Raw genomic sequence first — 12,822 nt, 5'->3', positions numbered from 1 at the left:
ATTTTTCACAGGGCGTCGAAACCCTCTAAGGCGGTGAAACCGCAGCACCTAAAATCCATTGCGGTTTTTTTTGTATCTAAAAAACGGTAAACTATTTATTCAATGAGCGAGAGGGCGAGGAATACAATACCCGAAAGGGGAATAACTCCGACCTGCCTTAGGTTTTCGAACCTCTCGCTCGCCCTATCCATAGGGTAAAACTTCGAAAATAAAAGGACTGACCTATGTCAACTCAAATTTCTACCTTCAACTTCAAATCTAACCCCGTTCGTATCGAAACTATCAAAAGCTCTTGACGAACCAACTTAATTTTTATAATCTTGTAATCACTAAACATCAGCGGATAACCGCAACCGTCAGACAAGCGGTTTTTTTGTATCCAAAATTTACAATTTTCAATGATCGGGTCGAGAGAACTTAATACAAGACCTTTTCGGAAATAAGTTCCGCCGTCTGATGCGGTAGTTGAAGCCCGATCACCCACACTAAACTAAACATCAGGAGAAGACTTATGTCTCATCAAATCTCTACATTCAACTTCAAATCTTTCCCAGTACGTATTCACGTTTTAGGTTCTGAACCATTTTTCTGTTTGCTTGATGTTGCATCTGTTCTTGGCTTATGCAATCGCTCTGTAAGCAAATTTAAATTCAATCCGCAGGGGGTGGAAAAACTTTCCACCCCTACCACAAGTGGTGATCAGGAAATGATCTTTATCAATGAGCCAAATCTTTATCGTGTGATTTTCCGCTCAAACAAACCAGAAGCGGTCGAGTTTCAAAACTGGGTCTTTGAAGAAGTGCTACCGCAAATCCGTAAAACGGGGAAATATCAGCTAAAACCGAAACAGTTTGCCTTGCCGGAACCTGAACCCACAGTCACTTTTACTTTTACCGAAAGCGAATTACGCAACTTCATCAACACGTGGATGCAGTTTACCCGTTTTCAAGAAAGCGTGTATTTCCTGCTTAAAGCCTTCGGGTTTGACCTTGACCGCTTTGAAGAACGCTCCGCACAGTTTAATTACAACCTCTGCAAGCAGAACATCAAAGAAACCCACCCGACAATTAAACGAATGCTGGCAAGCCTCAAACAGGAAAACCGCTTGCCACTGAAAACACGCTAAACTTACTTAAAACCGACCGCACTTCCAAGTGCGGTTTTTTATTTCTCAATTTTAAAAGAACGAATAAAGCTGATTAATAATATTCTCGTCTTGAGTATGACCGAAAACGTGTTTTAACGCCGCATTAATCAACGCCTGATACACCTTCTCGAATTCCTCTTGCTCCATATTGGCATAACTCAAACTTTGTGCGTCAATACGCACCTCACCCTTTAAATTCCACGTTTTAACATAAAACCCTGCCAATACAGTTAAATGCTTGCGAAACGTATCAAATTGAGCTATTTCATCTTGAAACTTCCAATCGGAATGCTCACCACACCAATGCTCAAAACAGAAATTAAAAAACGCAAACACCTTACGATGAAATGCTGGATTACGCTGTCTTTTAATTTCAATTTCATATTGCTCGTTATTCTGAAAAGATTTCAAGCGTTCAGCCTCAGTATCATTCAATGGAGAAAATACCCCTCCTGCAAGTTTCATCATTTGGTATTTAGCCATTGAAAAATCTCACTATGAAATACCGCACTCTTTCACAAAATCCAAGCTCACTTGACGAGTTACAAATCCTTGAATAAACGGATCGAACACTGCCACCATTGAGCCTTTGTTATTGCCTTTGACTTCCTCACCTGTTTCAGGATGAATAAAGTTAATTCGACCGCCGATAATATCGATAACTTCCGTGGCATTATCCTGAATGACGTTGTACCACTTAGTCGATTTATCCGCCGGTAACAACATAACAACAAGGTAACCCGCTTTCATCAACTCAACCGCACGTTGTACAAACGGCAAAGGATTACTGTATGGCGGATTAACGAAAATCCGTAATAATTCCGCTTGTTCAACCACTTCATCAATTAAGCGATCAAACAAATCATCTGCTAAAAAATCTGTTGCAACACTGCTACCCTCGCCAATCCAACGATGACGTAAGCTATTATGCTCATTCGCACAACCGTCTAAATGAAACCAATAAAAACGACGTTCTAACCAATTAAAAACATAACGAGGTGTGCGGTACGCATTTTTTTCAACACGCATTTTATCATCTCCTGCTAAACCGTTTTTGTCATGCCACGCATTTGTTTACGTAGCTCTGCAAAGTATTTTGTACATTCATCAGGCGTTAAATTCGGCTCTTTCGGTGCGGTTAATTTTTTTGCCTTTGGTGCTGCTAATTGACCGCCTTCTTTGAGATATTTTGCCATGGCTTTAATCAACGACTGAGCTTTGTTCAGTAACTTCTCATGGGTTAAATTCTCCTGATAAATCGCCCGTTTTAACTGACAAACTAAGTGAAATTCTGCCGCACTTTGCCAAGGATAATTCTCCGGCTCCTCACAACTCGCACGAAATGCTTGATAGCGTTGCAACAACGTTTCAGGCGTAGGCAAACCAAGCTCCTCAAACTCATTGCCTGATTTACACCAAGCAATAAATTGCCCAACACTCGGCAAAAATGGACTTTCTGAGCGTTCTGCTAACTGCAAACCACGTTTAAATAATTCTGCTTTGGTAATCCCATTATTCACCAATGCTTGCAACCAAGTAGCCTTCGCTTCCTCGTACTCTGCATCAGAGTTAAACGCTGCTTTCCAGCCCGGAAAAATGGCTTTTAAACGAACAAATAATCGGTCAACATACTTCGCTACTTGCTCAGGAATTTCCTGTTTTTGCCCTTGTGTTACAGGTGCAGAATAATTCGGGTTACTGCCAATAAGTGCGGTCGCATTTTCAAAGGTTTTCACAGCGTATCTCCATAAATTTCAATGGTTCGCCCTTGCCACCAAGTGGTGTTTTCATCGCTGAATTTAGGCTTGCTTGATGGCTCGGCTTTACCTGAAAATTGGCTTTCGCCCCTCCAATCCCAATTGGCATTAAAGCCAGTCCAGTTGCGGTCAATCATAATCGCCACTACCTCCACAAGTGGCAATTTGGCAATATCGGCTTGAGTCTGCAAGCGGTTAAGAACGGTTTGGGTAATCGGTGCTTTCTTGACTTTACGCTGTTCAATAAAATCTTCAGCAAGCTGATCGGTAATGCCAAATTCAGCAAGCAAAGCAAGTGCGGTCGGTTTTGGTGTGGCTTTTTTGGATTTAACGTTAGTTAAATCTTTTTTATTGTTTGTATTCTCTGTAGTAGTCTTTGTATTAACGAATGGCGGTTTTGCTACTTCCCGAATGTCGCTTTCCGCCATTCGGGGTTGTACATTATCGCCATCGGGTAATGTCGGATTTTCTACCTCAAAAATGGTAGCCATTAGGTCGTCAAATTTCGCTAAATCCAGCTTAAAATAAATACGATGTTCTAAGCGTTTGTGAGTTTCTATTAAAAGACCCAATTCAACTAATTTTTTGCGTGCGGTTTCCTGTTCACGGCGACTTAATCCAGTTTCTTGTTCAAGTTCAGCTTGTGTTTTGTACACGCCTAACGGATTGTCGGTTTTATCTTGCCAATAGAAAAGCTGACAAAATAAAATCGCAGCAGTCACACCGCCTAAGGGTTTTGCCATTTTTGGATAATACGCAATAGGTTGACCCAATTGTCGTAAGTGTTGACTAAATCTCATGAAATGCCTCCATAAAATACTGTTTCACACGCTTACCATTTGGCACTTCAATAAATTCCGCATGGATTTCATGACCACAATCACGTAAATCTTTAATGCGAGCAGAAAGACGCAAACAGCCAAATTGATTTAACGCTTCAAGCGAAGTTATTCTCCCACCATTTTTTAAATGAGCTAAAATCCTCGCATTCTGCGATTGACTTTGTTTTTCATTCGGATTAATATTCATAGCGATTTTTCCTAATCCTTGCCACTGCTCCAACAGTGGCTTTTTATTTTTCCTGTAGTGCGACTGCTAGATTTGCGAAAAATCAAATCCGCAATCGCCCTTGCATTTTTTTGTTAATTCCTTGCGAGCCTTTGCATACCTCTTGAGGTAGATTAGGTTTCAGCAGGCTTAGGTCTGCCAACTTCACGAATAAAATCAGAAGAAAATTGACCATTAATCGCTTCAGAAATTGCATTGGCATAATTTGTTTCTCCTGTATATTCAGTTCTTGGTAAGGCATTGGCTTTACGCCATTTGTAGGCAGCTCGCAGAGAAACCCCACAGTATTCTGCAACTTTAGGCATCCCTGCTAAATCAAGAATATGTACTAGTGATGTCATATTTTACCTCTTATACTGAACTAAATGTACATATTAAAATATAACTGAAAGTACTTCAAGTTTTTTTTATAATTGAACTAACAGTACAAAGAGGAAAAAAGAATGAATGAAGAAGAAATTAGAAAAGCGTTTGCGGAAAGATTAGACTTAGCCTGTAAGAACAAAGGGCTTCCAAACAAAGGACGTGGCAAACAAATTGCAGATATATTAAAACTGACACCTAAAGCTGTGAGTAAATGGTTTAATGCAGAAACCATGCCATCTACTGCAAATACTTATGTATTAGCTGATTTTCTTAGTGTTACCCCTGAATGGCTAACTTTTGGTGATGTCAAAAATTTTGATAAGAATGCAACATTTGTAGAAGTCGTTAAATCCTTCTACTACCCCCTACTCAGCCCAGTACAAGCAGGCTATTTTACCGAAGTGAATTTGCTGAGTAATACAGATGAAATAACCCAATACGAAATGATCTCCTCGCAAGTCAAAGCAGGTCAAAATGCCTTTTATTTAAAAATTGTCGGCAACTCTATGTCACCACGCTTCCAAGAAGGCGATATGGTATTAATCGATCCCGAAATCTATCCCGTCCCCGGTGATTTTGTTGTCGCAATCAACGAAGATAACGAAGCCACTTTCAAACAATACAAAGAAACTGGCGAAGTAGACGAACACGGCAGAAAACATTTCAAACTTGTTCCTCTCAACGACAATTTCGGCACGTTAAGCAGTAAACACCATAAAATAAAAATAATCGGCAAAGCCGTTGAACATAGGAGCTGTTTGTAGGGTTGCAAACTGAAAGATAAATCTTGTGCCACAGCAATGTGGAAACTGAATACAGCAGAAATCTAATTTATAGGTTTGTAAGAACGGAGTTAAAATATGGAATTAAATGAAATGAATAATATTGTTATCAGTTCTGAAGATAAATTATTTAAAATTCTTGAGGATTATATCGAAACAGGTTTAATTAGTGATAATATAGATCTACAAAAACTACCTCCACTAAGTATTCGCTTAGTGGGTGAAAAGTTTGAGCAAAGCCTCACGCCAAACATAATGAAAGGCTTTGTAGAAATGCAAAATTACATTAATAGAACCTATCGTCTAATTCAATATAATGATGTTGATACGCAGAAATTATCAAAAGAAGAACGTGAGGCATTGCAGTTAAAAATTACTGTTGAGCGTGGTTCGTCGCTATTGAATGTTAATTTTGATGGTTTATGGATACAAATAGGGCAATTGGCTACAAAAATGGATGCAACAACACTTGCAATAACTGTGCTTGGTAGTGCTGCTATTTGGGCAACAAGCTCAGGAATTAAACGATTTTTAGATAATAGAAAAGAAGTTCGCCTTGCTGAAATTAAAAAAGATGAAGATAAAGAGCACCTTCAATCTTTACAACTAATGTCGCAAGAGGAAACAAAACGAGCTGGGATTATTGCTAATATCGTGAAACAAAATGCTGTTCTAGAAAATATTGATCGTCAGGCTCACGATGCAAAAACGTGTTTATTTAAATCATTTATTGGTGTGAAAGAAGTCGAAATAGGTAATAGTATTTTAGATCCTGAAATAACGACTGAGCTTACTAAAAATGCACGCCGTCGTTCAACCGAAATAAGACTTGATGGAACTTATAGACTTGAACAAGTAAACTCTTCAGACCCAGAACTTTTTAAAGTACGAATTCGCAACGTGAACACTGAGGCTGTATTTGAGGCGATTGTTCAAGATCAGTTTTTAGCGGGTAATAAAAACAAATTATTGCTAATGCAAGCAGAATGGGAAAGAAAACCGGTTAAACTGAGTATTAATGCCAAAATACTTGATGAAAAAATTAAAGATGCAATTATTCTTGATGTTATTGAGCATCAATAACAAAACCGCCCTTCGGCGGTTTTTTCTTTAACTCAAACTGACGGCAGACTGTTTAATCTCGAGGCTTAAATTCAATGCTTTCATTACCTTAAGCACAGTAGAAAATGTCGGGTTACCTTTGCCGGAAAAGGCTTTATATAATCCCTCACGACTTACCCCGACCTCTTTTGCCAATTGGCTCATATTACGTGCTTTGGCAATATCACCTAGTGCGGAAAGAATTAAATCTACATCCCCCTCTTTCATCACTTCATTTAGATAAAAACGGATTTCTTCCTCATTTCTTAAATGCTCCGCTATATCAAAATCTTGTAATTCAGTCATATTATACCCCCAATTCTTTTGCTAAAGTTTTTGCTTTTTTAATATCATTTTCCTGTGTAGATTTATCACCAGCACAAAGTAAAATTACAATCACACCATTCTGATTTTTGAAATAAACACGATAGCCTTTGCCCTCAGTAATGCGTAATTCGAATATTCCTTCTCCTACAGTTTTTACATCACCAAAGTTACCCAGCTGTAAGCGTTTAATTCTTGTTTGGATCTTTGCCCTTGCTCTCAAATCCTTTAAATCATCAAGCCATTTCTTAAAAATTGTGGTTGATTTTATTTGGATCATATTTCTCTCCGCTACAAGTATTATACTTATTTTAAATAAACTGTGAAATATAATTCACACCCTTTTAATTAAGTTGCTCAAAAAACAAGCAATCAATCATTTTTTTCAAAAATAAATTTCTTTTTAAATCAATAAAATAACTTAAAGTACATAAATTAATTTAAAAATTTGTACTTTTTGTTCTTTACTTTAGTGAACGTTAGGTACATAATAACCTCATCAAAACAAAACAACGCCATTTCCAACCGCACTTATTTGACCGTTGAAAAATGGATAAAACGACGATTTATCGCACGAAACTGAAAGAGTATCGACCTAATCTCAAGTGCGGTTGGAAATGGCAAAAATAAATCCTGTAACAAGGAACGCTCTTTAAAAATCGAGATGAAATGAAAGCCCCTTGCGGAGCTTTGGAATTAATGTTTATCGTCTCCAAGGCAAATAATATCTGTGAACTGATTGGTTTGTCGTACCAAATCAATTCCATGTAAACAGTCAAAATACTGCTTATAGCCTTCACCGCTATCTGCCATTGTTTTGCCATTACTTGCCTTTAAACGCCAACGCCACTCATGGCGTTTGTCTAAGTAAGTTTCAAATCGCATAAGGAATACCTATGGAAGAAAAAACAATGAAAAAATACCTTTTTCGCTATCAGTTCCAAGGCACAAGTTGGTGCTGTGATGTATATGCCAACAACGCCGAAGAAGCCAAAGAAAAAATCAAGGCAATGTCCCAAGCTACCTATGATGGTGAACTATGTGAAGAAATTCCATTTGATGAAAAAATCAATTTTAAGGAACGTTTTCAGGAACATCATCAGCAGGCACAAGGTTAGACCTATCATACTCTAAAAATCCACAAGAGGCTTTCATTTCATCTCGACACAATTTGGATAGAACCTATTATTGCCCGATGGTGAAGCAAGTCAGAGTGGAAACACAAGAGGAAGCCCATAAAACCCCCCACTTGCCACAGCGTTATGCTTACGCTTTAGTAAGACAAAGACATAACCCAATAATAGGTTTAGGCGAAATCTGGGCGTGCATAGTGAGGCACAAGAGAGTAACCGATATACTCGTTAAAAAATAAACGTGACAACACCTGAGCCTTACAGGTCAAAGAAAGGCAACCATTCAAAACGGCTCTCTTTCTCCTACAAGTTTTTTCAGATTTTTCCTTGTGAGAGCCGTTCTGAATGGTCGCACTACACCATTCCACACGCCGAGTGGTTAAAACGGTACTTTTGACATAATCAATATATGAAATCCGTAATGTGAGTTTGCCCCTAGAGATAGGGGCTTTTTTTAGACAACAAAAAAGGGCTTACGCCCCTTTTGCCCGATACATCTCGCACAATGCCTTGATTGCTTGAGGGCGGGAAATACCTAATTCGGCACAGATAGCGTCAAATTCATCGGCTACCTCGGCTGATAATTGCATTAAAATACGCCGTGCCTTACCTTCTGCAAGGGCTTTATCGTTAAATCGTCGTGCTGTCTCTATTTTACGCTTACGCAACTGTTCGGAAATTTGAGCCATAACGCTTGCCTTTTATATGAAGTTAGCTTAAGATTGGAGCCATTGGGGGAACATCTGACCTTTCCCCCTCCGGGTTAGTGTTTAGTAAACGTTAGGACTTACCAATAACAACACTAACAAGATGATAATGAAAAGTACGGTTTTCATTATTTCTATCTCCATTAGTTGAGCGGTTTGAGCCGCTCTTCTCATTTTTGAACCATCTCAAAAACAAGTATATTATATAATATACCAATTGATATGCAAGAGATATTTTATATAAAATAAACTTTTTATTTGACACTGCCCCGAATTCGGATTAAGATAACCGCACTACAAGCCGTTCAATAACGGCTTTTTTTATAGGGGTAAACAATGGCAGAACAATTTGATTTAGAACTCTTTGAAAATGATGCTCACCAAAATGGCATTAGATACTGGCACGCCCACGATTTTATGCTACATCTTGGTTACGAGTCTTGGAACTCATTCAAAAGCGTTATCAATAAAGCGATGTCGTCTTGTGCCAACCTTGAAATTGACATAATGGATAACTTCTCGCAGATTGACATTGTCTTTCAAGGTAGAGAGGTGAAAAGTTATAAACTCTCTCGTTTTGCGTGCTTTCTTATCACAATGCACGCAGATTCTAAAAAAGAACAAGTTGCTCAAGCAAAAACAATCTTGGCTGCTGTTGCAGATAAATTAGTCCAAAATGCGATTGATGATAACGCTATTCAGCGTTTAGAAATCCGTAAAAAATTAGCTGATGGAGAACAAATTATGTCAGCTTCTGCGAAAGGTGCTGGGCTTTTACCAGAACACTTTGGACTTTTTAAAGATGCGGGATTCCGTGGTATGTATAATATGGGCTTAGCTGAACTTAAACGTCATAAACAGATGCCTGATGAAAAAGGGACTTTATATGACTTTATGGGAAATACTGAACTTGCAGGTAACTGGTTTAGAGTAACTCAAACAGCAGAACGAATTAAAAGTAAGAATGTACGTGGTTTAAATGCATTACAAAATACCGCTTCTCAAGTTGGTAAAGAAGTTCGGGATATGATGATAAAAAATAGTGGGATTGCACCTGAACATCTTGAACTTGAACAGAATATTAAAGAAGTGAAGAAAACACTAAAAGGTGCAAATCGTGAAATGATTAAATACGATAAACCTAGAAAACAAAAAAGAAAATAACAAAATAGCCTGTTTACAACACAGGCTTTTTTATTGACAAACCCCACCCTTTTATCTTACTATCTGCCTCAAGGTGTCAGAACCTTTTTCCAATAGGCGGTAGTAAGCAGATCGCCAAAAGCGATCTTTTTTTATGCCGATATCTCGCAACGTCGAGAGGGCGACTAATACAATACCTTCGGGGAATACGTCCACCCTAACCTATTGGAGGGTTCTGAACCTCTCGGCACCAGTGTCAGAACTGGTCAATTTCAGAAAACCAATAGGAGCAGTCAAAATGACTAATTTAGCAATTCTTAATAACTCAATTCGTACTTTAAATAATCTTTATTCATTAGCAGATCTTCATAGGGCAAGTGAAAACGATCCAAAACATCGTCCTACTTATTTTTTGCGAAATGATCAAACAAAAGCTCTAATTGCAGAGATTGAAAGCGAAAATCCAACCTGTGAGAAATCTCACAGCTCAGTTTTAATTGTCAAAAATGGCATTGGCACATACGCCTGCAAAGAAATCGTCATCGCCTACGCTGCGTGGATTTCGCCACAATTTCATCTTGTGGTTTTGCGTGCGTTTTTAAACCAACTGGAAAACCAAACAACACAACTTAAATTACCAATGCCTGAACCCAAATTCACTTTAGAACTAACTGAAAGTGAACTAAAAAAGATGATCGATGTATGGATGTTATTCACTCGCTTTGCTGAAAGCGTTGAATTCTTACTTAAAAAAATCAAACCGATTATCATAAGCGATATTTTCAACTCTGTAGAATTGAATTTGAATTGGACAAAAAAAGCGATTAAAGACACGCTTCCATTAATTGACAAACTGTTAGAAGTAAAAAATAAAAACAAAACTCAACACTCTAACCAAAAACGAAGACTACAACGATACAAGATACTTTAATCAACAACTAAACTTCATCAAAATCCACCGCACTTAAAGTGCGGTTTTTTTTAGGGGAATATTATGAGCATAACAACCTTAATTTTAGGGGAAAGCGGTTCGGGCAAATCAACTAGCCTACGCCACCTCGACCCACAAAAAACACTTCTTATCCAGTCAATTAGCAAACCACTTCCATTTAGGGCGAAAGAATGGCAACCCATTACAAGAGATAACCCTAGCGGATCTATTTTTGTCTGTGATGATACTGAAACTATTTGCAAGGCTATGACTAGAACACCGCGTGAAATCATTATCATTGATGATTATCAATACATTATGGCAAATGAATTTATGCGACGTGCGAAAGAAAGAGGCTATGACAAATTTACTGACATTGGCGAAAAAGCATGGACGGTATTTAATACCGCATTAAAGCTACCAATGAACAAGCGGATCTATATTTTATCGCACGTCGAAACCGATCCATTTGGCAAAACCAAAATCAAAACCATTGGCAAAATGCTTGATGAAAAAATTACGCTAGAAGGCATGGTTACTATCTGTTTACGCACACAAGTAAATGACTGGAAATTCCAATTCTCTACGCAAAACAACGGTAACGACCCAGTAAAAAGCCCTATGGGATTATTTGAAACGCAATTCATTGAAAACGACCTCAACGCCGTTGATGAAATGATTTGCGATTACTACGACATCAAACCAACACAAGGAAACGAAAAATGACACAAACAATATTCACTTACAATCAAGAACAAGCGATCAAAGCTGGTAATTCCAGTTTTATCGCTGAAACAGGAGCATATATTTGCAGAATTATCAGTGCAGAATATGTTCAGTCTCAAAGTGGTGCATTATCCCTTGAACTGACTGTTGAAACAAAAGATGGCTTAAGAGGAAATTACCTCTCAATCTATTATCAAGGTAAAGACGGTAGCCCACTACAAAGCGGACACAACATGATACAAGCAATTATGGGGGTCACGAGAGTGGCTGAACTTACACGACAATTTAAAGACAACAAAGCGTACGCACCACAATTAGAGGGCAAATATATTGGATTAATGCTGCAAAAAGTCCTTCGCACCAAACAAGACGGTTCAGACACTTACGGCTTTCAGATTCTCTGCCCATTCTTCCACAACACCCAAAAAACCTTGGCAGAGCATCTTGAAAATAAACCAGCTGAACGGATTAAATGGCTTATTGAACACATTAAAGATAAAGACGACCGCAAAAAACAAGATCAACAACAAAATTATCAAGCCCACCAACAACTTTATGGGCAATCAACCTCATCATCTTATCCGCCCCCATTAGCAGATAACCTTGATGATGAAATTCCTTTTTGAGATATATATACATCTAAATTTAGCTAAAATTGACCGCACTTTAACCAAAAGTGCGGCATAAAACCAACAAAAAACCGCCCAAACAGGCGGTTAAATATGAATTAAATTTGATGAAATTTCTTCTTAAAGTCTGAGTAATTTTCTTTTACATCCAACCCAATAGGACCGCTAGTAAAATAAACTGCTACACCATGTACTTGAATACCGTTTTGCTTTTCTTCCAAGCAAGATACATTGTAATCATGAATGCCAACTTTCACCCCATCAGAAAGCTCAGTTTGAATAAAATTAGGGAATTTAACGCTAATTTCTTCATAACCTCCTTTCACTTGATGTGTTACGCTTCCACCGCAGTGTAATAACGTAGTTTGAGGGGAATTTTTACTTTCTTGAAGATAAAAAACTGCCGTTTTACTAACAGTAATACTTGCACCAGACTCTAAAGTTAAATCAACAAATCCAGACATATGCGTTCTCCTTTTAAAAATAACATTAAAAAAACACTGTACATATATACAGTGTTTAAACTATACTAAATTTAAACATAAAAGTCAATGTGTTAATGTTGGAAACAATTTTGACTAAAAGTTCAACAAAACAGTATGCAGATTAGAAGCGTTGGAACGGCGACTAGCAAAAAAGGGCTTACGCCCCTTTTGCCTGTTTAAACGCTTCGATTGCCTGTATCAATAATTGATTTTGTGGAATACCATATTGCTCACTCAACTGCTCAATTTCAGCGACAACCGACTGAGGCAGTTTATAGGTTTTAGCCATAATGCCACGCTTGGCATCGGAACGGGCAACTTTTTCAGCGTTAGTCATAGTCATAGGTTTAGCCCCAAGTAAATTTTAGGTTGAATTTCAGGATCTATCTTTGGTAAAATGTTGGAGACCTCAGGGGGAGGTGCGAACTCCCCCATCGGTTTTAAGTGCTTAGTAAGCTGGTGAACTTACTAACAACAGCACAATCAAGATTAAGATGATTTGTAAGGTTTTCATCTTGTCTTG

General features: G+C 38.1%; 20 protein-coding genes. 8 read left to right on the top strand and 12 right to left on the bottom strand.

The genetic code is table 11. The features are described from left to right. Nucleotides 1–511 precede the first annotated feature (511 nt). A complete protein-coding gene (locus HSM_RS04600) occupies nt 512–1,126 on the top strand; it encodes a BRO-N domain-containing protein (protein ID WP_012341698.1) in 615 nt (204 codons plus the stop codon). A 51-nt stretch (nt 1,127–1,177) separates the two neighbouring features. Here the strand turns inward: HSM_RS04600 and HSM_RS04595 are convergent, their stop codons facing one another. The 6 genes from HSM_RS04595 to HSM_RS04570 form a co-directional block, all read right to left on the bottom strand. Further along, nucleotides 1,178–1,630: a DUF1367 family protein gene (locus HSM_RS04595; RefSeq protein WP_012341697.1), complete on the bottom strand. Its 453-nt coding sequence runs from the start codon at nt 1,628–1,630 to the stop codon at nt 1,178–1,180. Nucleotides 1,631–1,642: 12 nt separating this feature from the next. Further along, nucleotides 1,643–2,176, bottom strand: a complete 534-nt coding sequence (locus HSM_RS04590; protein ID WP_012341696.1) for a phage N-6-adenine-methyltransferase — start codon at nt 2,174–2,176, stop codon at nt 1,643–1,645. A 14-nt stretch (nt 2,177–2,190) separates the two neighbouring features. After that, nucleotides 2,191–2,883 carry a replication protein P gene (locus tag HSM_RS04585; RefSeq protein WP_011609555.1) on the bottom strand — a complete coding sequence of 231 codons (693 nt, stop codon included), beginning with the start codon at nt 2,881–2,883 and terminating at the stop codon, nt 2,191–2,193. Beyond that, nucleotides 2,880–3,704 (bottom strand): hypothetical protein, encoded by an 825-nt coding sequence (locus HSM_RS04580; RefSeq protein WP_012341695.1) that lies wholly within the window; start codon nt 3,702–3,704, stop codon nt 2,880–2,882. Before HSM_RS04580 ends, HSM_RS04585 begins: the two co-directional genes overlap by 4 nt. Continuing rightward, nucleotides 3,694–3,933, bottom strand: a complete 240-nt coding sequence (locus HSM_RS04575) for a helix-turn-helix domain-containing protein (protein WP_012341694.1) — start codon at nt 3,931–3,933, stop codon at nt 3,694–3,696. The genes HSM_RS04580 and HSM_RS04575 overlap by 11 nt, the downstream gene beginning before the upstream one ends. Before the next feature lie 152 nt (nt 3,934–4,085). Then, on the bottom strand, nt 4,086–4,313 hold the full coding sequence (locus HSM_RS04570) for a helix-turn-helix domain-containing protein (RefSeq protein ID WP_012341693.1): 228 nt from the start codon (nt 4,311–4,313) through the stop codon (nt 4,086–4,088). Between the two features lie 102 nt (nt 4,314–4,415). Between HSM_RS04570 and HSM_RS04565 the strand changes: the two genes are divergently transcribed. Together HSM_RS04565 and HSM_RS04560 are read left to right on the top strand one after the other, a co-directional pair. Further along, nucleotides 4,416–5,102 carry a LexA family protein gene (locus HSM_RS04565; RefSeq protein WP_012341692.1) on the top strand — a complete coding sequence of 229 codons (687 nt, stop codon included), beginning with the start codon at nt 4,416–4,418 and terminating at the stop codon, nt 5,100–5,102. 96 nt (nt 5,103–5,198) lie between these two features. Further along, nucleotides 5,199–6,203 (top strand): hypothetical protein, encoded by a 1,005-nt coding sequence (locus HSM_RS04560; RefSeq protein WP_012341691.1) that lies wholly within the window; start codon nt 5,199–5,201, stop codon nt 6,201–6,203. A gap of 27 nt (nt 6,204–6,230) precedes the next feature. On the opposite strand, the gene HSM_RS04555 is transcribed toward HSM_RS04560, so the two are convergent. From HSM_RS04555 to HSM_RS04545, 3 genes are all read right to left on the bottom strand, one after another. Beyond that, nucleotides 6,231–6,527, bottom strand: a complete 297-nt coding sequence (locus tag HSM_RS04555; RefSeq protein WP_012341689.1) for an addiction module antidote protein — start codon at nt 6,525–6,527, stop codon at nt 6,231–6,233. A 1-nt stretch (nt 6,528) separates the two neighbouring features. After that, nucleotides 6,529–6,825 carry a type II toxin-antitoxin system RelE/ParE family toxin gene (locus tag HSM_RS04550; protein ID WP_012341688.1) on the bottom strand — a complete coding sequence of 99 codons (297 nt, stop codon included), beginning with the start codon at nt 6,823–6,825 and terminating at the stop codon, nt 6,529–6,531. A gap of 416 nt (nt 6,826–7,241) precedes the next feature. Continuing rightward, nucleotides 7,242–7,430, bottom strand: a complete 189-nt coding sequence (locus tag HSM_RS04545) for a YegP family protein (RefSeq protein WP_012341687.1) — start codon at nt 7,428–7,430, stop codon at nt 7,242–7,244. Between the two features lie 11 nt (nt 7,431–7,441). On the opposite strand from HSM_RS04545, the gene HSM_RS04540 reads away from it, so the two are divergent. Further along, nucleotides 7,442–7,663: a hypothetical protein gene (locus HSM_RS04540; RefSeq protein WP_012341686.1), complete on the top strand. Its 222-nt coding sequence runs from the start codon at nt 7,442–7,444 to the stop codon at nt 7,661–7,663. Between the two features lie 488 nt (nt 7,664–8,151). Here the strand turns inward: HSM_RS04540 and HSM_RS04535 are convergent, their stop codons facing one another. Beyond that, the gene (locus HSM_RS04535; protein ID WP_041605053.1) at nt 8,152–8,367 is read right to left on the bottom strand and encodes a hypothetical protein; all 216 of its coding nucleotides are present in this window, start codon (nt 8,365–8,367) and stop codon (nt 8,152–8,154) included. A gap of 354 nt (nt 8,368–8,721) precedes the next feature. Between HSM_RS04535 and HSM_RS04530 the strand changes: the two genes are divergently transcribed. From HSM_RS04530 to HSM_RS04515, 4 genes are all read left to right on the top strand, one after another. Next, nucleotides 8,722–9,549 (top strand): BRO family protein, encoded by an 828-nt coding sequence (locus HSM_RS04530; RefSeq protein ID WP_012341685.1) that lies wholly within the window; start codon nt 8,722–8,724, stop codon nt 9,547–9,549. A 277-nt stretch (nt 9,550–9,826) separates the two neighbouring features. Continuing rightward, nucleotides 9,827–10,459 (top strand): KilA-N domain-containing protein, encoded by a 633-nt coding sequence (locus HSM_RS10455; RefSeq protein ID WP_012341684.1) that lies wholly within the window; start codon nt 9,827–9,829, stop codon nt 10,457–10,459. Nucleotides 10,460–10,522: 63 nt separating this feature from the next. Next, complete coding sequence (locus tag HSM_RS04520) at nt 10,523–11,185, top strand: AAA family ATPase (RefSeq protein WP_012341683.1); 663 nt, start codon at nt 10,523–10,525, stop codon at nt 11,183–11,185. Beyond that, entirely contained in the window at nt 11,182–11,811 is a 630-nt protein-coding gene (locus tag HSM_RS04515; protein WP_012341682.1) for a hypothetical protein, read from the top strand. The genes HSM_RS04520 and HSM_RS04515 overlap by 4 nt, the downstream gene beginning before the upstream one ends. Before the next feature lie 101 nt (nt 11,812–11,912). On the opposite strand, the gene HSM_RS04510 is transcribed toward HSM_RS04515, so the two are convergent. Then, nucleotides 11,913–12,278: a hypothetical protein gene (locus HSM_RS04510; protein ID WP_012341681.1), complete on the bottom strand. Its 366-nt coding sequence runs from the start codon at nt 12,276–12,278 to the stop codon at nt 11,913–11,915. A 178-nt stretch (nt 12,279–12,456) separates the two neighbouring features. Continuing rightward, entirely contained in the window at nt 12,457–12,642 is a 186-nt protein-coding gene (locus HSM_RS04505; RefSeq protein WP_012341680.1) for a hypothetical protein, read from the bottom strand. Nucleotides 12,643–12,822 lie beyond the last annotated feature (180 nt).

The sequence above is a fragment of the Histophilus somni 2336 genome, from assembly GCF_000019405.1.
Classification (GTDB): Bacteria; Pseudomonadota; Gammaproteobacteria; order Enterobacterales; family Pasteurellaceae; genus Histophilus; species Histophilus somni.
The sequence above is the reverse complement of the archived record's forward strand: the minus strand, read 5'-3'. Positions and strand labels throughout refer to the sequence as shown.

Coding starts and splice junctions, on each gene's coding strand:
- HSM_RS04600 (WP_012341698.1), top strand. CDS start 512: ATGTCTCATCAAATCTCTACATTCAACTTCAAATCTTTCCCAGTACGT.
- HSM_RS04595 (WP_012341697.1), bottom strand. CDS start 1,630: ATGGCTAAATACCAAATGATGAAACTTGCAGGAGGGGTATTTTCTCCA.
- HSM_RS04590 (WP_012341696.1), bottom strand. CDS start 2,176: ATGCGTGTTGAAAAAAATGCGTACCGCACACCTCGTTATGTTTTTAAT.
- HSM_RS04580 (WP_012341695.1), bottom strand. CDS start 3,704: ATGAGATTTAGTCAACACTTACGACAATTGGGTCAACCTATTGCGTAT.
- HSM_RS04575 (WP_012341694.1), bottom strand. CDS start 3,933: ATGAATATTAATCCGAATGAAAAACAAAGTCAATCGCAGAATGCGAGG.
- HSM_RS04570 (WP_012341693.1), bottom strand. CDS start 4,313: ATGACATCACTAGTACATATTCTTGATTTAGCAGGGATGCCTAAAGTT.
- HSM_RS04565 (WP_012341692.1), top strand. CDS start 4,416: ATGAATGAAGAAGAAATTAGAAAAGCGTTTGCGGAAAGATTAGACTTA.
- HSM_RS04560 (WP_012341691.1), top strand. CDS start 5,199: ATGGAATTAAATGAAATGAATAATATTGTTATCAGTTCTGAAGATAAA.
- HSM_RS04555 (WP_012341689.1), bottom strand. CDS start 6,527: ATGACTGAATTACAAGATTTTGATATAGCGGAGCATTTAAGAAATGAG.
- HSM_RS04550 (WP_012341688.1), bottom strand. CDS start 6,825: ATGATCCAAATAAAATCAACCACAATTTTTAAGAAATGGCTTGATGAT.
- HSM_RS04545 (WP_012341687.1), bottom strand. CDS start 7,430: ATGCGATTTGAAACTTACTTAGACAAACGCCATGAGTGGCGTTGGCGT.
- HSM_RS04540 (WP_012341686.1), top strand. CDS start 7,442: ATGGAAGAAAAAACAATGAAAAAATACCTTTTTCGCTATCAGTTCCAA.
- HSM_RS04535 (WP_041605053.1), bottom strand. CDS start 8,367: ATGGCTCAAATTTCCGAACAGTTGCGTAAGCGTAAAATAGAGACAGCA.
- HSM_RS04530 (WP_012341685.1), top strand. CDS start 8,722: ATGGCAGAACAATTTGATTTAGAACTCTTTGAAAATGATGCTCACCAA.
- HSM_RS10455 (WP_012341684.1), top strand. CDS start 9,827: ATGACTAATTTAGCAATTCTTAATAACTCAATTCGTACTTTAAATAAT.
- HSM_RS04520 (WP_012341683.1), top strand. CDS start 10,523: ATGAGCATAACAACCTTAATTTTAGGGGAAAGCGGTTCGGGCAAATCA.
- HSM_RS04515 (WP_012341682.1), top strand. CDS start 11,182: ATGACACAAACAATATTCACTTACAATCAAGAACAAGCGATCAAAGCT.
- HSM_RS04510 (WP_012341681.1), bottom strand. CDS start 12,278: ATGTCTGGATTTGTTGATTTAACTTTAGAGTCTGGTGCAAGTATTACT.
- HSM_RS04505 (WP_012341680.1), bottom strand. CDS start 12,642: ATGACTATGACTAACGCTGAAAAAGTTGCCCGTTCCGATGCCAAGCGT.